We start from the raw sequence: 23,683 nt of genomic DNA, 5'->3' as shown, positions 1-23,683 counted from the left end.
ACCCCATCCGCACACCGCACCTGTATGGAGGAGCAAACCGTGGACAACGTCCTGCTGGACCTTCAGGCCAGACCGACCCCGCAGCAGCCGCAGTGGGACGACCTTCCCCAAGTGCAGCGTGTCCGCGCCGAGTTGGCCAACCGGCCCGCTCTGGTGAGCGCGGACAGCGTCCGGACGCTGCGCTCCCAGCTGGCCCGGGTGGCAGCGGGGGAGGCCCTGGTGGTGCAGGCCGGCGACTGCGCCGAGGACCCGGACGACTGCACCCCCGGCGCCGTCGCCCGCAAGGCCGCCGTACTCGACCTGCTCGCCGGTGCACTGCGTCTCGCCACGGGGAAGCCGGTGGTGCGCGTGGGACGGGTCGCCGGACAGTTCGGCAAGCCGCGTTCCAACAACACCGAGCAGGTGGACGGCGTGGAACTGCCCGTCTACCGCGGTCACATGGTGAACAGCCCGGAACCCACCCCCGAGGGGCGCAGGCCCGACCCGCTGCGGCTGCTCACCGGATACATGGCGGCTGACGACATCATGCGCCATCTGGGCTGGCGCCGCCAGGACCGGCAGGCCGCCATCGACCCCGTCGTCTGGACCAGTCACGAGGCGCTGCTGCTCGACTACGAGATCCCGATGCTGCGCCGGGAGGGCGACGGTCTGCTGCTCTCCTCCACGCACTGGCCGTGGATCGGCGAGCGGACCCGGCAGGCCGACGGAGCCCATGTCGCGCTGCTCGCCGAGACCGTCAACCCGGTGGCGTGCAAGGTCGGCCCGAAGATGTCACCGGCCGAACTGCTCGACCTGTGCGAGCGGCTCGACCCGCGGCGGGAGCCGGGCCGGCTGACCCTGATCGCCCGGATGGGCGCGGACACCGTGGCCGACGCGCTTCCCCCGCTGGTGCGGGCGGTGCGCGCCGCAGGGCACCCGGTCATCTGGCTCACGGACCCCATGCACGGCAACACCGTCTCGACACCCGGGGGCTTCAAGACCCGCTTCGTGGAGACCGTCGAGCGCGAGGTCGTCGCCTTCCAGTACGCGGTCACCGAGAACGGCGGTACGGCCGGCGGGCTGCACCTGGAGACGACCCCCGACGCCGTCACCGAGTGCGTGCCCAACGAGGCCTCCGTCGACCTCGTGGGCGACGCGTACGCGACGTTCTGCGACCCGCGGCTCAACGCGGGACAGGCCGTCTCCGTGGTGTCCGCCTGGCGCGAGTGACCTCGACCGGTACTCCTGCCCGGGCTTCCCTCTGTCGCGAACCTAAGGAGAACTGCGCAATGGAGAACAAACTGGCCGTCGTCACCGGAGCCGCCGGCGGCATAGGCGCCGCCGTCGCCCGGGTCCTGTGCGAGCGCGGTGCGACCGTCGCCTGCGTCGACCGGGACGGCGAACGGCTGCGCGAGAGCGTGGAGAAACTCACCGCCGACGGGCTTCCCGCGGTCGCGTTCCCCGCCGACGTGACCGACAGCGCGGACGTCGAATCGGTCGTCGGCACCGTCGAAGAGCGTTTCGGCGCCATCGACTTCCTGGTCAACGCCGCCGGCGTACTGCGTCTCGGCGAGGTCAGCACCATGTCCGACGACGACTGGAACAGCACCTTCGCCGTCAACACCACCGGTGTCTTCCATCTGTCCCGGGCCGTCGTCAACCGGATGGTCCCGCGTGCCCGCGGCGCCGTCGTCACCGTCGCGTCCAACGCGGCCGCCACCCCGCGCAGCGAAATGGCGGCGTACGCCGCGTCCAAGGCGGCCGCCGAGATGTTCACCAAGAGCCTCGGCCTGGAGGTCGCCCGGTACGGGATCCGCTGCAACATCGTCGCCCCCGGGTCGACCGACACCCCGATGCTCTCCTCGATGTGGCGGGACGACTCCGGGCCACGGGGCACCATCGACGGCCGCCCCGACGCGTTCCGCGTGGGGATACCGCTGAGGAAACTCGCCAGCCCCGAGGACGTCGCGCACGCCGTGGCGTTCCTGCTGTCGGACGAGGCGGCCCACATCACCCTGCACACCCTGACCGTCGACGGCGGCGCCGGGCTGGGCGCTTGAGACGCCTCCACCGAGCAGACCCGCAGCACGTACACGTACCGAGAGAGGAAACGAGGACACCATGGCCGGCCTACCGACCATCGAGGCGTATCCGCTGCCGGCGCCGGGAGACCTCCCCGCCAACACGGCGCAGTGGAACGTCGATCCCGCCCGCGCGGTGCTGCTCGTGCACGACATGCAGCGCTACTTCCTGGAGCCCTTCCCCGATCCGCTGCGCACGCAGCTCGTCGACAACGCGTCGGTGCTGCGGCGCGGCGCGGCCGAACTCGGGGTACCCGTCGCCTACACGGCGCAGCCGGGCGGCATGAGCGAGCACCAGCGCGGCCTCCTCAAGGACTTCTGGGGACCGGGCATGCGTCCGGCTCCCGCCGACCGGGAGGTGGTCGAGCCGCTCACGCCGGGTCCCGGCGACTGGCTGCTCACCAAGTGGCGCTACAGCGCCTTCTTCCAGACCGATCTGCTCACCCGGATGCGCTTCCACGGCAGGGACCAGCTGATCCTGTGCGGCGTCTACGCCCACGTCGGCGTGCTCACCACTGCCATCGAGTCCTTCAGCCACGACATAGAGACGTTCCTCGTCGCCGACGCCGTCGCCGACTTCGACGAGAGCCACCACCGGACGGCCGTCGAGTACGCGGCCCGGCGCTGCGCGGTGGTCACCACCGCAAAGGAGGTATTCGCATGACCGGCACCCCGGAGAACGGGCCGCACACCGCCGACCTGTTCGGGCAGATCCTGAGGCCCGAGCCCCCGCCCTTCGCCCTGCTGCACCGGCCGGAGCGGAACGCCGACGTCCTGGACGTACTCGTCGGCGACGTCTCCACGCCCGACGCACTGGCGGGCATACCACTGCCGGAGCCGGGTGAGCCGGACGGCACACCTCGGCACGAGGTGCTCGCGCTCGTGCCCTTCCGGCAGATCGCCGAGCGTGGCTACGCCTGCACCCACGACGACGCCGACCTGGTGGCGCTGAGCGTCACCGGCCAGTCCACGGTCGACCTCGCCACCGCCAAGGAACGCATGCCGGACGGTCCGCTGCACACCACCGGTGGTCACTTCGACGTGTCCGACGACGCCTACGCCGAGACCGTGCGCCGGGTGGTCGCGGACGAGATCGGTACCGGCGCGGGTGCCAACTTCGTCATCAAGCGCACTTTCACGCTCGACATCACCGACTACACCCCGCACAGCGCGCTGACCTTCTTCAAGCGTCTCCTCGAGCGGGAGAAGGGCGCGTACTGGACGTTCCTGGTCCACACCGGCGACCGCACCCTCGTGGGCGCCACGCCCGAGCGTCACATCAGCGTGCACGACGGCACCGCCGTGATGAACCCCATCAGCGGCACCTACCGGTACCCGGCATCCGGTCCCGTGCTGCCCGAGGTGATGGACTTCCTCGCCGACCGCAAGGAAGCCGACGAGCTGTACATGGTCGTGGACGAAGAGCTCAAGATGATGGGCCGGATCTGCGAGCGCGGCGGCCGGGTGGTGGGGCCGTACCTCAAGGAGATGGCCCGGCTCGCCCACACGGAGTACTTCATCGAGGGTCGCACCACCGCCGACCCCCGGGAGATCCTGCGCGAGACCATGTTCGCCCCGACCGTCACCGGCTCTCCGCTGGAGAGCGCCTGCCAGGTCATCGGGCGGTACGAGGAACAGGGGCGCGGCTACTACAGCGGCGTTCTCGCGCTCATCGGCCGGGACGGCGACGGCGGCCGCACCCTCGACTCCTCCATCCTGATCCGCACCGCGGACATCGACGCCGGCGGCCGGGTGCGGATCGGTGTCGGTGCCACCCTCGTCCGCCACTCCGACCCCCAGTCCGAGGTCGCGGAGACACGGGCCAAGGCCGCCGGCCTCATCGCGGCCCTGGAGGCCGACGGGCCCACCCGCTTCGCCGCCCACCCCGACGTCCTCGGCGCGCTCGGCCGGCGCAACGAGACCATCTCCGGATTCTGGCTCGACGAGGACGCGTCCCGCACCCCGGAGCAGCCGGTACTCACGGGCCGCAAGGTCCTCGTGGTCGACGCGGAGGACACATTCACCTCCATGATCGGTCATCAACTGCGGTCGCTGGGACTGGAGGTGACGGTCAGCCGTTACGACGAGACCTACCACCTCACCGGTCACGACCTCGTCGTGATGGGCCCCGGACCGGGTGATCCGCGCGACACCGGCCATCCCAAGATCGCCCATCTGCGAAGCGCCGTACGCAGGCTGCTCGACGAGCGGCTGCCGTTCCTCGCGATCTGCCTCAGCCACCAGGTGCTCAGCCAGGAGCTCGGGCTCGACCTGGTCCGCAGGACCGTGCCCAACCAGGGCGTACAGCGTGACATCGACCTGTTCGGCAGGCGCGAACGCGTGGGCTTCTACAACACGTTCGCCGCCCGAACCGAGGAGGACAGGGTCGAGGCCACCGGGGTGGGCCCGGTCGAGATCGCCCGCGACCTCGAGAACGGCGAGGTGCACGCGCTGCGTGGCGAGCACTTCGCTTCCATGCAGTTCCACCCCGAGTCGGTCCTCACCCAGAACGGCGTACCGATCATCGCCGGCCTCGTCTCCGCACTGCTGTCCCCGGCTCCACTCGCCGTCCCGCAGCAGGCGAAGGGCTCCTACCTGACGTACTCCCCGACTACCTGACGGGTTCGCCGGCCGTGCTTTGCCCGTGTGTTCCGGCCCGGGAAGCATCTGCTGCGCGGGGAGACCCGAACTCTCAAGGAAGGGTCACACAATGATCACTACGGGCACTGCACGGTCCGGCCGGCCGTCTTCCGGCACAGCCATCCTGGGCACAGGATCCTGTCTTCCGTCCCACGTCGTGAACAACACGGAGGTGGGGGCGCGGGCCGGGGTCACCGACTCCTGGATCCTCGGCAAGACGGGCATCCGCAACCGCCGCCGGGCCAAGCCCGACGAGGCCACCTCCGACCTGGCCGTGGTGGCCGGCCGGGCGGCGCTCGAGGCCGCGGGTGTCCGGGCCTCCGAGCTCGCACTCGTCATCGTCGCGACGTCGACACCGGACTACCCGCAGCCGCCCACCGCATGTGTGGTCGCCGACGGCCTCGGCGCCACCGCCGGCACCGCCGCCTTCGACGTCAACGCCGTCTGCAGCGGCTTCCTCTTCGCCCTCAACACCGCCGAGCAGATGCTCAAGGGTGCCGATTCCCGGTACGCGCTGGTCATCGGAGCGGACATCTACTCGCGCATCCTCAACCCCGAGGACCGGCGCACCGCCGTCCTCTTCGGCGACGGTGCCGGCGCCGTGGTCATCGGTCCGGCACGCCAGGGACGTGGCCTCGTCGCCGGGCGACTGGCCAGCTTCGCGGCCGACCGCGATCTGATCGAGGTGTCGGGCGGCGGCAGCCGGTTCCCGGCCACCGCGGAGACCCTCGCCGCGGGGCTCCAGTACTTCACCATGAACGGCCGCGGGGTCCGCGACTTCGTGAACACCAACGTCGTTCCGGCCATCGCCGAGTTCGTCACGGAGGCCGGCCACCGCATCGAGGACCTGGCCCACTTCGTGCCGCACCAGGCCAACGGGCGGATGCTCGACGACATGTCGGCCGCACTCGGCATCCCGGACGGACGCACCCGCGTCAGCTACGAGGAGTTCGGCAACACCGGAGCGGCTTCCGTACCCGTCACCCTCGACCTGGCCGCGCGGTCCGGGGAGCTCGCCGACGGCGACCTCGTCCTGCTCGCCGCGTTCGGCGGCGGGATGGCGATGGGCCTGTCACTGCTCACCTGGCAGGGCCCGCAGCACGGCCGGGCCCACTGATCCCGCGACTCAGCCCTCGATCCCGCGACACCCCACCCCGATCCCACGTACACACAAGGAGACAGTGATGTTGGACGACATCATGGAGGAATACCTGCGCCGTATCGGTGCGACCCGGCCCGCCGAGGCCGACCTCGAAGGGCTGCGGCACCTGATGGACCGCCACATCCTGTCCGTGCCGTTCGAGAACCTCGACTACCATCTGGACGAAGAGATCTTCATGGACGAACGCGTCCTGGAGAAGATCGTCCGCAGGAACCGCGGCGGTGGCTGCTACGAACTCAACCCCGCCTTCGCCTACTTGCTGACGGCGCTCGGATACCAGGTCGACATACTGCCGGGTCGGGTGCACCGCCCCGACGGCCTCGGCCCGCTCCTCGGCCATCTGGCGCTGCGCGTGTGGCTGGACGGCGAGGCCTGGCTCGTCGACGTCGGCTTCGGCCGCAACAGCAGGCAGCCGCTGCGCCTCGGCTCCCGCGAGCCGCAGCAGGACCCCCACGGCACGTACCAGCTGTCCGACGCCGACAACGGCACCGTCGACATCCACCTCGGCGGCAAGCCGCTCTACCAGGTAGACGAGCGCACGGTGCGTGTCGCGGACTTCGCCCCCACCCTGTGGTGGTACCGCACCTCCCCCGAGTCGCCGTTCCTCCAGGGGCTGTTCTGCTCCATTCGCACCACCGACGGCCTGGTCACCCTCAAGGGCAACACCCAGATGAGCCGGGTCGCGGGACAGGAGCGCAGCAAGCAGACCCTCACCGACGACGCCGAGGTGTTCGCGGCGTACAAGAAGCACTTCGGCATCGGCCTGGACCGACTGCCCAAGGAGCCCGGCCTCGGCGTCACCGCCGGCGTGCGGACGGAATGAGTGGGATGAACGACAACGAATCGCCCGCGCCGGACGACTTCGACGTCCTTGTCGTCGGCGCGGGCCCCTCCGGCCTGCTGACCGCCGTCGAACTGCTGCGCCGCGGCATCCGGGTCCGCGTCATCGACCGCAATCCGGAGCCGGTGACCACCCCGAAGGCGCTGTCCGTCTGGCCCCGCGCCCTGGACATCCTCCGGGACGCGGGCCTGGGGGACGGCGTCCACCAGGAGTCCGTGCAGGTCAACCGGCTGAGCTACTTCTCCGAGCGCAAGCCGCTCGCCTCGTTCGCGCTGACCGAGGACACCGCCTGCCGGGTGCTGCCCCAGCACGACACCGAACGACTGCTCACCCGGCGGCTGCACGAGCTGGGCGGCAAGGTCGAGCGGTCCGTGCGGCTGCTCGCCCTGGAGCGTCTGGACTTCTCCGGAGACCTCGCGGCCAGTGACGGTGTCACCGCGGTCGTGGAGGACGCCGACGGCGTCGTGCAGCGCATCCGCGCGCCGTTCGTCGTCGGCGCGGACGGCGCCGGCAGCGCGGTCCGCGGCCAGCTCGGCATCGGCTTCGAGGGCAGCACCTACGAAATGGCGTTCGCTCTCATCGACGCCCGCATCGAGGGTGAACTTCCCCGGGACGAGTGCCTGTTCTACCAGGCACCCAGCGGCGCGCTGGTCATCGTGCCGATGCCGGACGGGGTCCACCGCTTCCTGTCCGTCATGCCTCAGGGCAGGGGCGAGGTCACCCTCGATCTGATGCAGGAACTCGTCGACGAGCGCGGCCCCCGCGGGGTGCGGCTGAGCGAGGCGGTCTGGCAGGCGGTGTTCCGGGTGCACGCCCGGCACGCGTCCCGCTTCCAGGCCGGCAGGGTCTTCCTGGTGGGCGACGCCGCACATGTGCACAGCCCGGCCGGCGGCCAGGGCATGAACAACGGCCTGCAGGACGCCCAGAACCTGGGCTGGAAGCTGGCCGCGGTCATCCGCGGCGAGTCACCCGCCACGCTGCTGGAGACCTACGGGTCCGAACGCTCCGAGGCCACCCGGCAGATCGTCCGCGACACCGACCTGCAGACCCGGGCGTGGGTGGCCGACAGCCGCGCCAAGGTCTGGGCCCGAGACGCGGCGTTCAGCCTCTTCGAGCGCACCGGCGCGGTCACCCGGTTCTACACGCCGGTGATGGCCGGACGCAGACTCGCCTATCCGCCGGTGCGCGACAGCCAGCGGCCCTCCGGTCTCACCCGCTGCAAGCTGCGTGACCGCGTCCCCGGCGGATTCAAGCCGGGGGCCGTCTTCCCGAGGCGGCACGCGGTCGCCCACGGCATCTCGGGGCCGGCCGTCGACCCGCACGCCTGGACCCTGGTGCTGGTGCCGTCCGACGCGGCCTGGCTGACCGAGGCCGGACACGTCGTCCACCGGTACGACGCGCGGGTGCGCACGGTCGTCCTGAGGCGCCGCGAACTGCGAGCCGCGACCGGCTGCGGTGGGCCCGGGTACTACCTGGTGCGACCCGACGGGCACATCGCGGCGCACGGTCACGAGGCCGATCTGGGGCGCCTGGAGACGGAGCTGAGGGCCGTTCTGACGGATCAGCGGCCCGCCACGGGCGACCCGCGACAGCGCCTCGGAACCGCCGGGGAAACGAACCTGACACTTAATTCGGGCGGCTCTTCTGGTGGACATCCCGGACGCATAACGTCGACGACATGAAGCTGAGAGAGGGCGTCGAATGGGCAGCGCACTGCTGTATCAACCTCTCCTGGATCGCACCTGAGAAGGCGGTCACGGCAGCGCGGCTCGCCGCGTTCTACGAGCTGCCCACCGCCTATCTGAACAAGCAGCTGAACGCTCTGGGACGAGCCGGCATCGTCTCGTCCCGATCCGGCCCGCGAGGCGGCTTCCGTCTCGGCCGCGGGCCGGACCAGATCTCCCTGATGGATGTGGCAGCGGCCATCGACGGCTCCGCGCAGGCATTCCTGTGCACCGGCATCCGCCACCGGGGTCCGGCCGGTGAACTCGCCGCGCCGGAAGAGCACCGCACCCGGTGCACGGTCGCCAGGGCCTTCTCCCTGGCGGATCTGGCCTGGCGGCGGCAGCTCGCCGCCAGGACCGTGGCCGACCTCGCGGCCGAGGTGCGGCGGGCCGACCCCGCCGCCTCCGACTACGTACGCCACTGGTTCGACCGGAACTGACCACGTCCGGAACGACCGCGGGCCCGCCCCAGGGACCGCCCCCCGTTTCCCACCCCGTATGGAAAGGCACAGTCATGCCGTCTTCGGCCACAGGCGCCGTCACCGAGGCGCCGCGTCGCCGGCCGGGTCTCCTCCTGGCGCTGCTGGCGTTCGCCCAGCTCATCATCTCCATCGACTACAACATCGTGTACGTCGCCCTGCCGGAGATCGGCTCCGATCTCGGGTTCTCCGCCCAGAACCTGCAGTGGGTGATCAGTGCATACGCGGTCGCCTTCGGTGGGTTCCTGCTCCTCGGCGGACGTGCGTGCGACCTGTGGGGCCCGCGCCGGATGTTCATCCTCGGCCTGTCCCTGTACGGCGTCTCCTCGCTCGTCGGAGGCCTCGCGACCTCGCCCGAACTGCTCATCGCCGCCCGCGCGGTGCAGGGCGTCGGCGGCGCCTTCCTCTTCCCGGCGACGCTGACGCTGGTCTCCACCAAGTTCGCCGAGGGCAAGGAGCGCAACCGCGCCTTCGCCGTCTGGGGGACCGCCGGTGGCTCCGGCATGATCGTGGGCTCGCTGCTCGGCGGAGTGCTCACCGAGGCATTCGGCTGGGAGTCGGTCTTCTTCGTCAACGTCCCGCTGGCCCTCGTCGCGATCCTGTTCGCCGTTCCCCTGATCGCCCGGGACGTGCTCGGCGAGGTTCGTCGCCGCTTCGACCTGGCCGGCGCGCTCACCGCCACGATCGGCACCACCGCCGTCGTCTTCGCCCTGGTCCAGGGCCCCGAGTCGGGCTGGGGTTCCTCGACCGTCCTCGGTGCCCTGGCCGTCGGTGCGGTTCTGCTGGTCTCGTTCTTCGTCATCGAGCAGCGCAGCAGTGACCCGCTGATGCCGATGCGCCTGCTCCGCAACCGCAATCTGAGCACCGGCAGCGCCGTGACCTTCCTCTACATGGCCACGTTCGGGACCCTGCTCTACTTCCTCACCGTCTACTTCCAGGGGGTGCAGGGCTACAGCGCCCTGGAGACCGGCCTCGCCTTCCTGGTCCCGATGGTCGCGATCGCCGTCGGCGCCCAGACCGCGGGCCGACTCGCCACCAGGTACGGCATCCGCGCGATCATGATCGCCAGCCTGGTCATCGGTCTGGTCGGCACCGTGATCGTGGGTCTGACCCTGACCACCGACACCTCCTACCTGGCACTCGTCCCGGGCATGATCGTGATGGGTATCGGCCAGGGCGCCGGCTACACCCTGATGTTCGGTGCCGCCACCGTCGGTGTCGACCCGATGGAGCAGGGCATCGCCTCCGGCACCGCCTCCACCACCCAGCAGATCGGCGGCGCCGTCGGCCTCGCCATCCTGGTGGCCGTCGCCAACTCGGGCCTGGAGGGTCTGAGCGGCGGGGCGCTCACCACCGCCACGACCGACGGCCTGCGCACCGCGATCTTCCTCGCCGCGGCGGGTATCGGTCTGACCGCCCTGGTCTCCCTCGGCCTCTCCAAGCCGGAGAAGAAGGCCGTCAGCTCGGCTCCGAAGGCCACCCCGGCCTCCGACGAGCCGCAGACCGTCCAGGTCTGACCCGCCGTCCGGAGCGGTCGTCGCCGGTCCCCGGCACGCGCCCGGATGCAGCCCCCGCACCCAAGTCCCCCGTGGTGCGGGGGTTCGGCGGTTCCGTGACACGCGGGCCGGGCGCGGCGACCTGACGGATGACGGTGTCCCGGGTTGTTTGCCCACCCGCCCGCCCAGAGGATCGTTGTATGCCGAACTCAAAGGTCCTCGAGGCGACTTCGAAGACGGCACCGCTCGCCGCGACCGTGGCAACGGTGTCCCTCATGGGCGTGCTCGTGGTCGGGCAGATGTATGTGACCATCCCGCTGATGCCGCAGATCGCGGACGCGTGGCAGGTCCCGACCGCGTCGGCCGCCCTGTCCACCACCGCCTTCGCACTCGCCCACGCCGTCGGCTCGCTCGTCAGCGGGCCGCTCTCCAACCGCTGGGGGCGGCGCACCGTGATGGTCGCCAACGTCCTCGCGATGGCCGTCGTCACGGCCCTGGTACCGCTCGTCCCCGACCTGCGCACCGGCGTCGCACTGCGCGCCCTCCAGGGGCTGTTCGCCGGCTCCTTCATCCCGATGGCGTACGCGTATGTCCACGCACGCGTCGCGAAGGAGAGCGTGCCACTCGCCCTGACCGTGGTATCCGCCTGCATGGGCGCCACCGTGGTACTCGGCCAGGTCGAGGCGCAGCTCCTGGAGTCGCTGCTCGGCTGGACCGCGGTGTTCTGGGTGACTGTGCCGCTGCTGCTGGCCGGTGCCGCCCTCACCTGGCGGGTGCTGCTGCCCGACCCGCCGTTCGTGCCCGCCGTCGTGCGGCCCGCCGCCGACCGCGACGCCACCCGCGGCGCGCTGTCGGGCCGCGTCGTGCCGCTGTACCTGGTCATCCTCGTCGGCGCGGGCGCCCTCACCGCGCTCTACACCGGCGTGGAGCTCTACGGGCCGCCGGAGGTGGCGGACAGCGGGGCCGCCATGCTCGCGCTGCGTGCCAGCGCCCTGCCGGCGCTGGTCATCGCGGTCCTGCTCGCGCCCGCGCTGGGCCGGTTCAGGGCCTCGCACCGTGCGTTCGGCGCGCTCGCCGTCACGGGCGCCGCCATGCTCGCAGTCGGCTGGGGCGGCGGCGACGCGGTGCTTCTGGGTGGGGCCCTGTTCGTCTTCATGCTGGGCTTCTCCACGCTCGGTCCCGCCCTCATCCAGGCCGTCGGCAGCCAGGCCGGGGCCGCGCAGACCACCGCCATCGCCCTCTACGGCTTCACGCTGAACGTGGGCGCCGGGGCGGGGGCGCAACTCCCCGGACTCTTCGACGGGTTCGGGCAGCTCGCGCTGGCGCTTGCGGTGGCTCTCGCCGTCGCCGCCTTCGGCGTCGGCCTCGCCGTGCGGGCCGCACGCAGGACTTGACGTACTGCCGGGCACGTCATTGCGACGCCCCGGCCCGCCGCAACACCATTCGTTGCGTCCCCATCCGCCGCACCTTCCGTATGTTCAGGAGCCCATGGCCATGACCAATGTCGCCGTCATCTACTACTCATCGACCGGCTCGACCCACCGGCTCGCCGTGGCCGCCGCCGAGGCGGCGGCCAAGGAGGGCGCCGAGGTCCGCCTGCGCCGGGTCGCGGAGTTCGCCGCCACCGGCCGGGCCGGCTCGGAGGAGCACGCCGCAGCCACCGCGGACATACCCGAGGCAGGCCTGGACGACCTTGAGTGGGCGGACGCCATCCTGCTCGGCTCGCCGGTCCACTTCGGTCTGGCCGCGCCACAGCTGATGCAGTTCATCAACACCACCTCGTCGCTCTCCATCCCGGGGAAGCTGCTCAACAAGGCCGTCTCCGCCTTCGCCTCCGGCTCCGCCGAGCACGGCGGCCAGGTGACCACGATCCTCGCCCTGCACAACGCGATCTGCCACTGGGGCTCGGTCATCGTGGCAACCGGCTCCACCGATGCCGTCCTGTACGAGAAGAACAACGGCAACCCCTACGGCGCCGGCACCGTCGCGGGCAACCGCCCCGGGTTCATCCACGAGGAGAACGTCGGCGCCATGGCCTACCAGACCCGCCGCACGATCGAAGTCGCCGCGGCGCTCACCACCGCCGCCACCGTGTCCGTCCCCGTCCCCTCCGCCGGCTGAGGCCGGACGCGGCAGGAGCGACGGGAAATGGGACGGGAAGCACGGGAAGTGAGGACGTCGTGATCGGCGAGAGCTTGGTGGACGCCTATCTGGAGCGCATCGGGGCCGAGCGTCCCGAGCGGGCCGATCTGGCGGCGCTTCGGCGGCTGCAGGAACGCCATGTCCTCTCGGTGCCGTTCGAGAACCTGGACTACCACATCGACCAGGGCACGGACATCGTCATGGACGAACGGGTCCTGGACAAGATCGTGCACCTGCGCCGTGGCGGTGGCTGCTACGAGATCAACCCGGCGCTCGGGCTCCTCCTCGAAGCCCTGGGCTACACCGTGAGCATCCTGCCCGCGCAGGTCCACCGGCCCGACGGTCTCGGCTCGCGCCAGGGCCATCTGGTGCTCCGGGTCGATCTGCCCGACGGCTCCTCCTGGCTCGTCGACGCCGGGTTCCGGCGCAACAGCCGGCGGCCGCTGCGGATCGGCGTCGCCGGGCCGCAGCAGGATCCGCACGGCAGCTACGAGCTGACCGAGACGGGCGGTGGACTTGAGCTCACCCTGGACGGAACACCGCTGTACCTGGTGGACCCCAGGCCGTGCCGGATCGAGGACTTCGGCCCCACGCTGTGGTGGTTCCGGACCTTCCCGGGTTCCCCCTTCCGCCAGGACCTGTTCTGCTCGCTGCCCACGAGCGAGGGCCGCGTCACACTCAAGGGCAATGTGCTCACGCGCACCGAGGGGGGCGAGCGCACGCGGCAGGTGCTGACGGACGACGCCGCCGTCCTGGCCGCGTACGAGAAGTACTTCGGCTTCCGTCTCGACCGGTTGCCCACTCCGCCGGTACTGCCGGAGGGCAGCACCGGCGTCCAACTCGACTGACGCCCCGCTCGACCGGTCTGCGGCTCGGCGATCCACCGCACGAAACAGCAGCAGAACCACCCACCCACCGCACGACGGAGCAACCGCACGCACCGCGAAGCCTGACTCCGGCCCCGCCCTGCGCAGCGACGGGGACGGAAGGGCGCTCTGCCGTCCTCCGACCGATCTCTTCACACAGGAGCGAGAATGGCCGTCAGTGATCCGTCACAACTGCCCGAAGTCTTCGTGGAGGCCTTCAACGCCAAGGATCTGAACGCGATCGACCGGCTCTTCGAGCCCGACGCGGTCCGCGTGCTCACCCCCGGCGTCGTCGTGACCGGCGATGGACGCCGCCAGGCCACCAGCAGCTTTCTGAGCCTCGGCGTCCCCATAGACATCTCGGTCCGGCACACGTACGTCTACGACGACATCGCCCTGGTGATAGGCGACTTCGTCATCGACGGCACCAATCCGGACGGTGAGCAGGTGCACATCGAGGGTACGGCCACCGATGTGGCGCGGCGCGGCTCCGACGGGCTCTGGCGCTATGTCATCGACAACCCGCCCGGCGTCGAGCACGGCTGACTTGACGGATTATTCGCATTCTCCTGACGGGTGCCGCTGTCCACGACAGGATATGTCGTCGATACAGTAGCCAGCAGGAATTGAGTTCGCCGCCGGCTTCGGCGCGCGCACCCCAGCAAAGGAGCACTGCGCTCATGACCAAGGTCGCCATCGTTTACTACTCGGCCACCGGCAATATTCACAGGATGGCCGTCGCCGCGGCGGAGGCGGCCGACAAAGCCGGCGCCGAGGTGCGCCTTCGCCGGGTCGCCGAGATCACCGATGAGCCGCTCGCGCCCAACTACAAGGAATGGTCCCAGGCGAACGCCGAGCACGTCAGTTCGAGCCGGGACGTCGAGGTGGCCACCATCGACGACCTGGACTGGGCCGACGCTGTCGTCTGGGGCACCCCGGGCCGGTACGGCCTGCTCGCCGGACCGCTCAAGCACTTCATCGACCAGACCTTCGAGCTGCACGCCCGGCGCGGACTGATGAACAAGGCGATGTCCGTGTTCACGTCGACGGGTACCCCGCACGGCGGCCAGGAGTCCACCGTCCTGTCCCTCAGCAACGTCTTCTACCACTGGGGCGCGATCATCGTGCCGCCCGGCGTGACCGACGACATCCTGTTGACGCCGAGCAACGGCAACCCCTACGGCGTGAGCGCCACCTCCGGACTGCAGGCCATTCCGGGGCACCTGGCGCAGAACGTCACGGACGACAACCTGGCTGCCGTCGGCTACCAGACCGTGCGCACCCTCGAGGTGGCCGAGGCCCTGCGGACGGGCCTGCGCAAGGCGTGAAGGCGCCTCCTCGCACCATTCCGGGAAGGCCGGACCGCGCCGCGGCGGTCCGGCCTTTCTCCTGCGTACCCTTTCGGCCGTTCGGACCGAGCTGACGCATTATCCGGTCACGCCTTCTTCGTGCCTGCGCGTCGTGGCAATTTATGTGGAGAGATGCCTGAGTTCGCGAGTCGACTTCAAGATGGGGAAGAAATCCTGATGTTCAAGGTTCCGCAGAGCAAGAAGTTCCTGTACCTCGGGGTGATGTCCGACCGTGCCGCCGTAAAGCACGGCAATACCCCGATCACCCTTGACCACGACATGGAGGCCTTCCCCGAGGCCGGCCGCAAGCTGACCGTCAGGGAGTTCGCCGGCCATGTCGCGGAGACCGCCAACCGGCTCTGGGCCGCGGGGGTGCGGCCCAGCGAGCATGTCGCCATCTACAAGACCTCCAACTTCGACATCACCGTCCTCGCCTGCGCCGTGGCCCGGATCGGCGCGGTGCCGGTGATGCTCTCGCCCCACCTGGACGGCGCCACCATCGACCAGCTCCTGCAGCGGCTCCAGGGCGCGACGCTCCTCACCGACGAGGCCAAGCTGACGGGTGAGCTGGCCGACTCGCCGCTCGCGGAGCTGACGGCCCGGGTCGTCACGGCTGTGGGGTCGTACCCCGGCGCCGTCCCGCTCGCCGACTTCGCCGGGGCGCCGGAGCGCCGGCCGGTGCTGCTCGCCCCGGACCAGCCGGCACTGATGACGCACACCTCCGGCACCACGGGCATCCCGAAGCTGGTGGTCCACTCGGCGCGTTCGCTCGGCGCCCGTGGAAACTGGCAGAACAAGGTCGTCCGGTTGATCCGCAAGCGCGAGACCGTCGCCATGCACGTGTCCTACGTGCACTCGCGGATGTATCTCGGTCTGGCCGTACTGCAGTTGCGCGGCATGCCCATGGTGTTCATGAACGACGCCTCTCCGGCGCACGTGGCCGATGTCCTCGTCAAGCACCGGCCAGGCGTTCTGGAGACCCACCCCAACTCGTTCCTCGAGTGGGAGGCGATGCTGGACGACCCGCGCCGGCCCATCTCCAACGTCAAGTACTTCAACAGCACCTTCGACGCGATCCACCCCAGCACCATGCACAAGTTCCTGCACGCGACCGACCGCGACCACCCCGTCTTCCTGCAGGTGTACGGACAGAGCGAGTGCGGTCCGCTCGCGGCCCGTACCTACCGCCGCCGGAACGCCCTCAAGGCCGACGGCCGCTGCCAGGGCTATCCGACACCCGGCATGACCAAGTACCGGCTGGTGAGCCGGGACGGGAAGCCGCCGACCAAGGAGACTCCCGGCTACATCGACGTCTCCACGGCGGGCCGTGCGCTGACGTACTTCGGCGAGCAGGAACGCTTCGACAAGCAGGTCATCGGCGAGTGGTGGCGCGGGGGCGACGTCGGATACCGCACCAAGTGGGGCTGTCTGCACCTGCTGGACCGCGAGGTCGACGTCATCCCGGGCATCGACTCCACGCTCGAGATCGAGGACGCGGTGCTGCACAGGCTGGAGGAGCTGACGGAGCTGGTCATCGTGCCCGGGCCGGACCAGGAGGCCATCCCGGTCGTCTGCACCCGTGACGACAAGCCTCTCGACCCGGCCCGCTGGGCCGCGGCCGTCGCCGACCAGCCGCCGCTGGCCCAGCCGCTGCAGCGCACCCTCGCCGAGTTGCCGCGCACCGCGACCGCGAAGATCAAGCGGCTCGAACTGGCCCGTCTGCTGGCCGAGTCCATCAAGGCGGAGCGGGACGCCGTGCGGGAGCCGCAGGCCTCCCGCTAGCGACGCCGCAGGCCTCCCGCTAGCAACGGAGGGCAACCGGCGAGCACCGGTCGCAGGCCCGCCGGGGGTCGGACGCGCTTCGCACCGCGAGGGCGCATCCGGCCCCCGGCGGGCCTGCGCCGCGTGGTCCGCAGGTCCGGACCTGCCGGCCCATCGAAATCTTCGATGCCGATTGAAAACCCGCATGCGGGTTTGTTTCACTGGTGGTCAAGCAAATGATCCGCTGTGGAGCTGTGAATGGGGACTGGAATGTCGAGCGAGCGTATCCGCGTGGCCGTGATCCTGGCGAGCGTCCGAAAGGGGCGCTTCGGCCCGACGATCGCCAACTGGTTCATCAGTACCGCCGCCCAGCGTGACGACATCGAGACCGACCTGATCGACCTGGCGGACTTCCCGCTGCCGACCGCTCTCACCGACGAGCCGACCCCCGAGGTCGCCGAAATGCACCGCGCGTTCTCCGCGCGGCTCGCCGAGGCCGACGGCTTCGTCATCGTGACCCCGGAGTACAACCACAGCTTCCCGGCATCGCTGAAGGTGGCCGCGGACTGGACACAGATGGAGTGGCACGCGAAGCCGGTCGGTTTCGTCGGCTACGGAGGCCTGGCCGGCGGCCTGCGCGCGGTCCAGCAGCTCAAGCACATCTTCACAGAGCTGCACGCGGTCCCGGTGCGCGACGCCGTCAGTTTCCACGGCCCGTGGGGGCAGTTCGACGAGAACGGCGCGCTGATCGACCCGACCGACGCCGAGGCGGCGGCGAAGGTGCTGTGGGACAAGCTCGGCTGGTGGGCGATGGCCACCAAGGAGGCCAAGGCGCGCCGTCCCTACGACGGCTGACGCCCCCCGGAACGCGGGTCCGCCCTCCCTGTCCCCCCGGACGCGTGGACCCGGCAGAGCCTGCCGGGCGCCCCTTCTCTCCAGGGCGCCCGGCAGGCCGCTCATGTTTGCCGGTCCTGTCGTTCGGCGTGTCCCGCGTCAGCGATGTGCCTCGGTGAGCAACCGCTCCGGTGCCATCGGAAGTTCCCTGCCGAGCAGGGCCCGTAGCGCCGGGTAGGCGCGGGCGTCTCCCGCGAGGACACCGCCGAGCAGGGTACGGCCGTCCGCTGCGAGGACCACCTTGGCGTAGCTGCCCGTGCCGTGGTCGTCCCGGATGAACTCCAGCGCCCCCTCGGAACGGGCATGGGCGTCACCGAACCCGGCGACGTCCACTCCCGGCAGTTTCAGCCTGGCCGAGGTGTCGGCGCCGGTGAAGGCGGGGCCCGCCCCGTCGAGCAGCCGGCGTGCGACACTCTCGGCCATCCGGTAGCCGGGGGCGGCCAGGCCGATGCAGCGCCCGGCCACCGCGGCGCACTCGCCGATCGCCCAGATGCGTTCGTCCGCGGTGCGGCAGTGTTCGTCCACCAGGAAGCCGCCACGCTCGCCCCGTGCGAGACCGAGGGGGGCGGCGAGGTCGTCCCGGGGCCGAACACCTGCGGAGAAGACCACGAGCGGACTGTCCAGGAATGTGCCGTCGTCGAGGGCCACCCCGCGCACCCGCCCGTTCGGCCCCGGTTCGACCGTGCGCAGGGTCCGGCCGCAGTGCACCCGTACCCCGAGCCGCCCGATCAGCCGGGCGAGGACCCGGCCGCCGCCGGCGTCGATCTGCTGGGACATCAGCCAGGGCGCCAGTTCCACGACATGGGTCCGCATCCCGAGCAGCCGAAGACCGCCCACGGCCTCCAGGCCGAGCAGACCGCCACCGACCACCACGGCGGGACGGCCGGGGACGGCCGCGGCGCGGATGGCTTCGATGTCCTCCACCGTCCGGTACACGAAGCACCCCGGCAGGTCGTGTCCGGGCACGGGCGGCACGAACGGCCGCGAACCGGTGGCCAGGACCAGCGCGTCGTATCCGACCCGCGACCCGTCCGCACAGCCGACGGTGCGCGCCCGCCGGTCGACACCGGTCACGGTCGTGCCCAGGCGCAGCTCGAGCCGCGGGTCGCCGAGGAACCCGGGTGTGGCAAGACGGAGCTGCTCAGCGGTGCGCCCACCCAGCAGGGAGGAGAGCGCGACCCGGTCGTACGCAGGCCGCGGCTCCTCGCCGAGCACCACGATCCGCCAGCGTTCCTGCGCGGGGTCCCTCAGCATCTCCTCGGCGAGTCGATGCCCGGCCATTCCGTGACCGACGACAACGAGCGTGCGGGTCATGGGGGTGTGCTCCCTTGTCTCTCGTCATCCACGCGGCTCTCCTCACCGGAGCGGCTCCGGTCGTCGGCGCGCCTGCCGAGGGTCGCGCACAGCGCGCGGACCACCGAGGCGCAGCTTCCGCAGCCCGTGGTCGCGCGGGTGGCGCCGGCGAGTGCGGCGACATCGTGTGCCCCCTGGTGAAACGCGTTGGTGAGGTCCTTCCTGGTGACGTTGTTGCAGTGGCAGACCACGAGGTGGTCCGGCGGCTCGGCCTCGTCGGCGTACCCGTCGTCCCTGCCGAGCAGCAGCGCCAACCGGTCGGGCGGCAGCGGAACGTCGCCGTCGTAGAGCCGGCTCACGGCAGCGACGGCGGGGGAGAGGCCCAGTAGTACCCCGTGGCCGACCCGGCCGCCGCGCAGGACCAGCCGGGCGTAGCGGCCGCCCGCCCGGTCCACGAAGGACACCGTCTCGTCGAAGGGCACCGTCCCGTCCGCGTCGTCCCCGGGGCGGCCGAGAACCAGGACGTCCGTGCCGGGGCTGCGCAGCCGCAGCGAGCGTCCGCCGGGGCGGTAGGGGGTGGACGGGCTCTCGGTGAGGATCCGGGCCAGGGCGTCCGCCTGCTCCCAGGCGTGCGTGAGGGAGCCGTGCGGTGCTCCGGGGAAGGACGCGCAGTCGCCGATCGCGTGGACGAACGGGTCGTCGGTCCGCAGAAGCCCGTCCACCAGGACGCCCTCGCGGACCGCCAGCCCGCAGGACGCGGCCAGTTCGGTGTCGGGGGTGGTGCCGGTGCACAGCAGCAGGGTCGACGCCCCGAGGACCTGCCCGTCGTCGAGCAGCAGTTTGCCGGGGAGGTACTGCACAGCGCTGCGGCCCAGGTGGACGAGGACACCACGCGAGGTCAGCCGCTCGGTCAGCATGGCGCCGGCCGTGGCGTCGAGATGGTCGTCCATGGGGTGTGCGGACGGATGCACCAGAGCCGTCTCGTGGCCGGCGCGGCGCAGCGCCAGGGCCGTTTCGACGCCGAGCACCCCGCCACCCAGCACCACAACGGGACCTTCCACGGCGGGACCGCAGTCGGCCGCGGTGCGGACCGTGCGCACCCCTTCGGACAGGGCACCGGACACGGTGCGCACTCCGGGCACCTCCGGGATGCGGGGGCGGGCACCGGTGGCCAGCACCAGGGTGTCGTAGGGGAGGCGGCAGCCGTCGTCGGTGTGCGCCACCCTGTGCGCGCGGTCGACCGAGGTGATCCGGGTGCCCGTGAGCACCCGCACGTCGTCCGGCAGGGCCGGCAGCGTCAACTGCCGCGGCCGCAGGGCTCCGTCGAGGACCGAGCCGAGCAGCGCACGGTTGTACGCCGGTGCCGGCTCGGCGCCCACCAGGGTCAGGGCACCTCGGTGGCCACGCCGGCGCAGCTGCCGGGCGAGACGGTGGGCGGCCGGGCCGTTTCCCGCGACGACGATGGTGCTCACGGCGCCTCACCTCCGATGGGGACTGCGCCGGCCGAGGGCATGACGGCGACCGCGGTCACCTTGAACTCCGGCATCCTGCTGAGGGGGTCGAGCGCGGCACCGGTGAGCAGATTGGCGGTGCCCGGCCCTGGAAAGTGGAAGGGCAGGAAGACCGTGTCGGCGCGCAGCGCCCGGGACAGCCGCACCCGCGCCTCGACGCTGCCGTACGCCGAACGCACCACGGCCGGCTCGCCGTCGGCGAGCCCGTACCGGAGCGCGGTGTCGGGGTGCACCTCGACGAAGGGGCCGGGCGCGGCGGCGAGCAGGGCGGGGACGCGCCGGGTCTGCGCGCCCGACTGGTAGTGGGCGAGCAGCCTGCCGGTCGTCGCGAGCAGTGGGAACGTGGCGTCCGGGACGGCTGCGGAGGGCCGGTGGTCCACCGACGCGAACCGTGCTCGCCCGTCCGGATGCGCGAAGCGGTCGAGAAAGAGCCGCGGCGTACCCGGGTGCACGACGTCGCCCGCCGGGCACGGCCAGTGCAGGACCTCGCCCGCGTCCAGCCGGTCGTAGCTGATGCCGGAGTAGTCGGCCCGGCCGCCGGCCGAGGCGCGGCGCAGCTCGGCGAAGACCTCACGGGGCGCGGTGGGGAACCGATGCGCGGGCTGGCCCAGACGCACGGCGAGGCCCTGCAGCACCTCCAGGTCGGTCCGTACCCCGGGAGGGGGGGTGAGCAGGCGACGGCGGCGCAGCACCCGGCCCTCCAGATTGGTCATCGTCCCTTCCTCCTCGGCCCACTGCGCGACCGGCAGCACCACATCGGCGAGCGCTGCGGTCTCGGAGGGCACGAAGTCGGCGACCACCAGCAGATCGAGGGCGGAGAGCCGGTCCGCGACGTGCGCGGCGCGGGGCGCGGAGACCACGGGATTGGACCCGAACACCAGGAGCGCCCGGGGCCCTTGCGCGGTGCCGAGCGCGTCGAGGAGTTCGTAGGCGCTGCGCCCCGGGCCCGGCAGTGCGTCGGCGTCCACCCCCCAGACCCCTGCCACATGGGCCCGCGCGTCAGGATCGGTGATCATGCGGTAGCCGGGCAGCTGATCTGCCTTCTGGCCGTGCTCACGGCCACCCTGCCCGTTGCCCTGGCCGGTGAGGGTGCCGTAGCCGCTGCCGATCCGGCCCGGAAGGCCGAGCGCGAGCGCCAGGTTGACGAAGGCCGCGGCTGTGTCGGAGCCCTTGCTGTGCTGCTCGGCGCCGCGCCCGGTCAGTACGTACGCCCGCGGCGCCCCGGCCAGCAGCCGAACCGCCTCGCGCTGGTCCGTGACGGGCACCCCGGTGATCCGCTCGACCCGTTCCGGCCACCACGCCACCGCCTGCTGCCAGGCATCCTCGAAGCCGGTGGTCCGCTCCTCGACGTACTGCTTGTCCAGGAGCCCCTCGGTGACCGCGAGGTGCAGCAGGCCCAGGGCCAGGGCGAGATCGGTGCCGGGCACGGGTCGCAGGTGCAGCGCGGCGCGTTCGGCGGTACGGGTGGTCCGCGGGTCGATCACGATCAGCTGCGGCCGTTCCAGATGGCGCATCAGCGGTGGCATGGTCTCGGCCGGATTGGACCCTGCGAGCAGGACGACGTCCGCCTCGCCCAGGTCGGTGACGGGAAAGGGCAGTCCACGGTCGAGGCCGAAGGCCGCGTTCGCCGCCGCGGCCGCCGAGGACATGCAGAAGCGGCCGTTGTAGTCGATCTGGCTGGTGGCGAGGGCCACTCTGGCGAACTTGCCGAGTGCGTACGCCTTCTCGTTGGTCAGACCGCCGCTGCCGAACACACCGACCGCGTCGGCGCCGTGCCGGGCGCGCAGCTCGCGCAGGCGGTCGGCCACCAGGTCGAGGGCGGCGTCCCAGTCCGTCGGCGTCAGCTCGCCGTCCGGGCCCCGCACCATCGGGGTGCGCAGCCGGTCGGGGGCCCGCAGCACCTCGGGTGCGGTCCAGCCTTTCTGGCACAACCCGCCCCGGTTGACGGGGAAGGCGGGGTCCGGGCGTACGGTCGCCGAGGGCGCGTCGGCGCCGGAGAGCAGTGTGGCGCACTGCAGCGCGCAGTAGGGGCAGTGGGTCATCGCCGTCGGAGTGGATTCCTCAGTGGACACGGAAGGCCTCCTTGCGCGGCGCGACGGCCGGCGGCTGGGTCCGGCCGTCCCGGAGATACACGGTCCGCAGCAGTACCGCGCACACCGCGTAGAAGGCGAGGAAGGCGTAGAACGCGGGCTCACCGGTGCCGAGGGAGCCGTAGGCGGACCGGAACGCCAGGTTGATGGCGACCCCGCCGAGCGCGCCCACCGCCCCGGCGATGCCGAGCACCGCACCGGAGAGCCGGCGGGCCCGCGCGAAAGCCTCGGCGGCGTCCCGGCCCGAGGTGACCGCATCCTCCGCCTGGCGGGCGAACACCGTGGGGATCATCTTGTACGTCGAGCCGTTGCCGACGCCGCTCATCACGAACAGGACGCTGAACCCGGCCACGAACAGCGGGAACGAGGACGCGTGGGTCGCCCAGAGGAGTGCCGCGATGCTCGCGGCCATGCCGGCGAAGCTCCACAGGGTGACCCTGGCGCCACCGCACCGGTCGGCGAGGCGGCCGCCGAGCGGACGCGTCACCGAGCCCAGCAGCGGACCGAGGAAGGTGAACGAGGCGGCCTCCAGCGGAGTGGACCCGAACTGGGACTGCAGGACCAGCCCGAAGGCGAAGCCGAACCCGATGAACGAACCGAAGGTGCCCACGTAGAGCAGGGAGATCCACCAGGTGTGGAGGTCGCGGGCCGCCTCCCGCTGCGCGCCGCGCTCCGTGCGTACCATCGCGACGTTGTCCATCCGCAGGGCCGCGAGCAGTGATGCCAGGACGATCAGCGGCAGATAGAAACCGGCGACGTACGCGGGGTGGGTGTCTCCGACCGTGGAGATCACCAGCAGGCCGAGCACCTGCACCACCGCGACCCCGAGGTTGCCGGCGCCCGCGTTGAGGCCGAGGGCCCAGCCCTGGTGCCGCTGCGGGTAGAAGGCCGTGATGTTGCGCATCGACGAGGCGAAGTTGCCGCCGCCGAGACCGGCGCTCGCGCCGATCAGCAGGAAGATCCACAACGGGGTGCCGGGGCGCTGCACGAAGAACGCCGTGAGCGACGCGGGCACCAGGAGCACGGCCGTGGAGAACACCGTCCAGTTGCGACCGCCGAAACGGGTCACCGCATAGCTGTACGGCAGCCGGAGCAGCGCGCCGACCAGCACCGGGACGATCACGAGCAGGAACTTCTCGTCGGCGGCGAAACCGAGGCCGATCTCGTCCGACAGGAACAGCACCAGGACCGACCACATGCTCCATACCGAGAAGCCGATGTGCTCGGAGAGAACGGAGAGCACCAGATTTCGGCGGGCGATCCGCTTGCCGGTGCGCTCCCACGCTTCCTCGTTCTCCGGATCCCAGTCCTCGATCCAGCGTCCGGAGACTCGTCCGGTGGTCATCTTCTCCTCAGCTTTCCACGCGGCTTCCAC

20 protein-coding genes are annotated in these 23,683 nt (G+C 71.2%); 16 read left to right on the top strand and 4 right to left on the bottom strand.

From position 1 onward, the window contains the following. Positions 1–39 precede the first annotated feature (39 nt). The 16 genes from AB0J10_RS17785 to AB0J10_RS17710 all read left to right on the top strand — a co-directional run bounded on the left by AB0J10_RS17785 (position 40) and on the right by AB0J10_RS17710 (position 17,375). Entirely contained in the window at positions 40–1,209 is a 1,170-nt protein-coding gene (locus AB0J10_RS17785; protein WP_363062533.1) for a 3-deoxy-7-phosphoheptulonate synthase, read from the top strand. A 59-nt stretch (positions 1,210–1,268) separates the two neighbouring features. Next, a complete protein-coding gene (locus AB0J10_RS17780) occupies positions 1,269–2,039 on the top strand; it encodes a 2,3-dihydro-2,3-dihydroxybenzoate dehydrogenase (RefSeq protein WP_363062531.1) in 771 nt (256 codons plus the stop codon). Positions 2,040–2,100: 61 nt separating this feature from the next. Further along, positions 2,101–2,724: an isochorismatase family protein gene (locus tag AB0J10_RS17775; protein ID WP_363062529.1), complete on the top strand. Its 624-nt coding sequence runs from the start codon at positions 2,101–2,103 to the stop codon at positions 2,722–2,724. Further along, positions 2,721–4,679 (top strand): anthranilate synthase family protein, encoded by a 1,959-nt coding sequence (locus AB0J10_RS17770; protein ID WP_363062527.1) that lies wholly within the window; start codon positions 2,721–2,723, stop codon positions 4,677–4,679. Before AB0J10_RS17775 ends, AB0J10_RS17770 begins: the two co-directional genes overlap by 4 nt. 91 nt (positions 4,680–4,770) lie before the next feature. Next, positions 4,771–5,817 carry a ketoacyl-ACP synthase III gene (locus AB0J10_RS17765; RefSeq protein WP_363062525.1) on the top strand — a complete coding sequence of 349 codons (1,047 nt, stop codon included), beginning with the start codon at positions 4,771–4,773 and terminating at the stop codon, positions 5,815–5,817. A gap of 67 nt (positions 5,818–5,884) precedes the next feature. Beyond that, complete coding sequence (locus AB0J10_RS17760) at positions 5,885–6,685, top strand: arylamine N-acetyltransferase (protein ID WP_363062523.1); 801 nt, start codon at positions 5,885–5,887, stop codon at positions 6,683–6,685. A gap of 5 nt (positions 6,686–6,690) precedes the next feature. Then, a complete protein-coding gene (locus AB0J10_RS17755) occupies positions 6,691–8,385 on the top strand; it encodes an FAD-dependent oxidoreductase (protein WP_363062521.1) in 1,695 nt (564 codons plus the stop codon). Further along, positions 8,382–8,867, top strand: a complete 486-nt coding sequence (locus tag AB0J10_RS17750; RefSeq protein ID WP_363062519.1) for an Rrf2 family transcriptional regulator — start codon at positions 8,382–8,384, stop codon at positions 8,865–8,867. Before AB0J10_RS17755 ends, AB0J10_RS17750 begins: the two co-directional genes overlap by 4 nt. 74 nt (positions 8,868–8,941) lie before the next feature. Then, entirely contained in the window at positions 8,942–10,423 is a 1,482-nt protein-coding gene (locus AB0J10_RS17745) for an MFS transporter (protein ID WP_363062517.1), read from the top strand. A 179-nt stretch (positions 10,424–10,602) separates the two neighbouring features. Beyond that, entirely contained in the window at positions 10,603–11,796 is a 1,194-nt protein-coding gene (locus AB0J10_RS17740; protein ID WP_363062515.1) for an MFS transporter, read from the top strand. A 100-nt stretch (positions 11,797–11,896) separates the two neighbouring features. Continuing rightward, positions 11,897–12,523, top strand: a complete 627-nt coding sequence (locus AB0J10_RS17735; protein WP_363062793.1) for an NAD(P)H-dependent oxidoreductase — start codon at positions 11,897–11,899, stop codon at positions 12,521–12,523. Positions 12,524–12,582: 59 nt separating this feature from the next. Continuing rightward, a complete protein-coding gene (locus tag AB0J10_RS17730) occupies positions 12,583–13,392 on the top strand; it encodes an arylamine N-acetyltransferase (RefSeq protein ID WP_363062513.1) in 810 nt (269 codons plus the stop codon). Between the two features lie 186 nt (positions 13,393–13,578). After that, positions 13,579–13,956 (top strand): DUF4440 domain-containing protein, encoded by a 378-nt coding sequence (locus AB0J10_RS17725; RefSeq protein ID WP_363062511.1) that lies wholly within the window; start codon positions 13,579–13,581, stop codon positions 13,954–13,956. A gap of 134 nt (positions 13,957–14,090) precedes the next feature. Then, positions 14,091–14,738: an NAD(P)H-dependent oxidoreductase gene (locus AB0J10_RS17720; protein ID WP_363062509.1), complete on the top strand. Its 648-nt coding sequence runs from the start codon at positions 14,091–14,093 to the stop codon at positions 14,736–14,738. Positions 14,739–14,936: 198 nt separating this feature from the next. Then, the gene (locus tag AB0J10_RS17715; protein WP_363062507.1) at positions 14,937–16,541 is read left to right on the top strand and encodes an AMP-binding protein; all 1,605 of its coding nucleotides are present in this window, start codon (positions 14,937–14,939) and stop codon (positions 16,539–16,541) included. Between the two features lie 249 nt (positions 16,542–16,790). After that, a complete protein-coding gene (locus AB0J10_RS17710; protein ID WP_363062505.1) occupies positions 16,791–17,375 on the top strand; it encodes an NAD(P)H-dependent oxidoreductase in 585 nt (194 codons plus the stop codon). Positions 17,376–17,513: 138 nt separating this feature from the next. Here the strand turns inward: AB0J10_RS17710 and AB0J10_RS17705 are convergent, their stop codons facing one another. The 4 genes from AB0J10_RS17705 to AB0J10_RS17690 are packed head-to-tail and all read right to left on the bottom strand — an operon-like array spanning position 17,514 to position 23,653. Next, on the bottom strand, positions 17,514–18,728 hold the full coding sequence (locus AB0J10_RS17705; RefSeq protein WP_363062503.1) for an FAD-dependent oxidoreductase: 1,215 nt from the start codon (positions 18,726–18,728) through the stop codon (positions 17,514–17,516). Then, positions 18,725–20,179, bottom strand: a complete 1,455-nt coding sequence (locus AB0J10_RS17700; protein WP_363062501.1) for an FAD-dependent oxidoreductase — start codon at positions 20,177–20,179, stop codon at positions 18,725–18,727. The genes AB0J10_RS17705 and AB0J10_RS17700 overlap by 4 nt, the downstream gene beginning before the upstream one ends. After that, positions 20,176–22,260 carry a molybdopterin oxidoreductase family protein gene (locus AB0J10_RS17695; RefSeq protein ID WP_363062791.1) on the bottom strand — a complete coding sequence of 695 codons (2,085 nt, stop codon included), beginning with the start codon at positions 22,258–22,260 and terminating at the stop codon, positions 20,176–20,178. Before AB0J10_RS17695 ends, AB0J10_RS17700 begins: the two co-directional genes overlap by 4 nt. Before the next feature lie 19 nt (positions 22,261–22,279). Further along, positions 22,280–23,653, bottom strand: coding sequence for a nitrate/nitrite transporter (locus AB0J10_RS17690; RefSeq protein ID WP_363062499.1), 1,374 nt, complete (start codon positions 23,651–23,653; stop codon positions 22,280–22,282). Positions 23,654–23,683: the final 30 nt, after the last annotated feature.

It is taken from the genome of Streptomyces sp. NPDC049887, from assembly GCF_040656535.1.
Taxonomy (GTDB): domain Bacteria; phylum Actinomycetota; class Actinomycetes; order Streptomycetales; family Streptomycetaceae; genus Streptomyces.
The sequence above is the reverse complement of the archived record's forward strand: the minus strand, read 5'-3'. Positions and strand labels throughout refer to the sequence as shown.

Coding starts and splice junctions, on each gene's coding strand:
- AB0J10_RS17765 (WP_363062525.1), top strand. CDS start 4,771: ATGATCACTACGGGCACTGCACGGTCCGGCCGGCCGTCTTCCGGCACA.
- AB0J10_RS17705 (WP_363062503.1), bottom strand. CDS start 18,728: ATGACCCGCACGCTCGTTGTCGTCGGTCACGGAATGGCCGGGCATCGA.
- AB0J10_RS17745 (WP_363062517.1), top strand. CDS start 8,942: ATGCCGTCTTCGGCCACAGGCGCCGTCACCGAGGCGCCGCGTCGCCGG.
- AB0J10_RS17735 (WP_363062793.1), top strand. CDS start 11,897: ATGACCAATGTCGCCGTCATCTACTACTCATCGACCGGCTCGACCCAC.
- AB0J10_RS17780 (WP_363062531.1), top strand. CDS start 1,269: ATGGAGAACAAACTGGCCGTCGTCACCGGAGCCGCCGGCGGCATAGGC.
- AB0J10_RS17740 (WP_363062515.1), top strand. CDS start 10,603: ATGCCGAACTCAAAGGTCCTCGAGGCGACTTCGAAGACGGCACCGCTC.
- AB0J10_RS17715 (WP_363062507.1), top strand. CDS start 14,937: ATGTTCAAGGTTCCGCAGAGCAAGAAGTTCCTGTACCTCGGGGTGATG.
- AB0J10_RS17755 (WP_363062521.1), top strand. CDS start 6,691: ATGAACGACAACGAATCGCCCGCGCCGGACGACTTCGACGTCCTTGTC.
- AB0J10_RS17750 (WP_363062519.1), top strand. CDS start 8,382: ATGAAGCTGAGAGAGGGCGTCGAATGGGCAGCGCACTGCTGTATCAAC.
- AB0J10_RS17710 (WP_363062505.1), top strand. CDS start 16,791: ATGTCGAGCGAGCGTATCCGCGTGGCCGTGATCCTGGCGAGCGTCCGA.
- AB0J10_RS17725 (WP_363062511.1), top strand. CDS start 13,579: ATGGCCGTCAGTGATCCGTCACAACTGCCCGAAGTCTTCGTGGAGGCC.
- AB0J10_RS17760 (WP_363062523.1), top strand. CDS start 5,885: ATGTTGGACGACATCATGGAGGAATACCTGCGCCGTATCGGTGCGACC.
- AB0J10_RS17695 (WP_363062791.1), bottom strand. CDS start 22,260: ATGACCCACTGCCCCTACTGCGCGCTGCAGTGCGCCACACTGCTCTCC.
- AB0J10_RS17770 (WP_363062527.1), top strand. CDS start 2,721: ATGACCGGCACCCCGGAGAACGGGCCGCACACCGCCGACCTGTTCGGG.
- AB0J10_RS17690 (WP_363062499.1), bottom strand. CDS start 23,653: ATGACCACCGGACGAGTCTCCGGACGCTGGATCGAGGACTGGGATCCG.
- AB0J10_RS17775 (WP_363062529.1), top strand. CDS start 2,101: ATGGCCGGCCTACCGACCATCGAGGCGTATCCGCTGCCGGCGCCGGGA.
- AB0J10_RS17720 (WP_363062509.1), top strand. CDS start 14,091: ATGACCAAGGTCGCCATCGTTTACTACTCGGCCACCGGCAATATTCAC.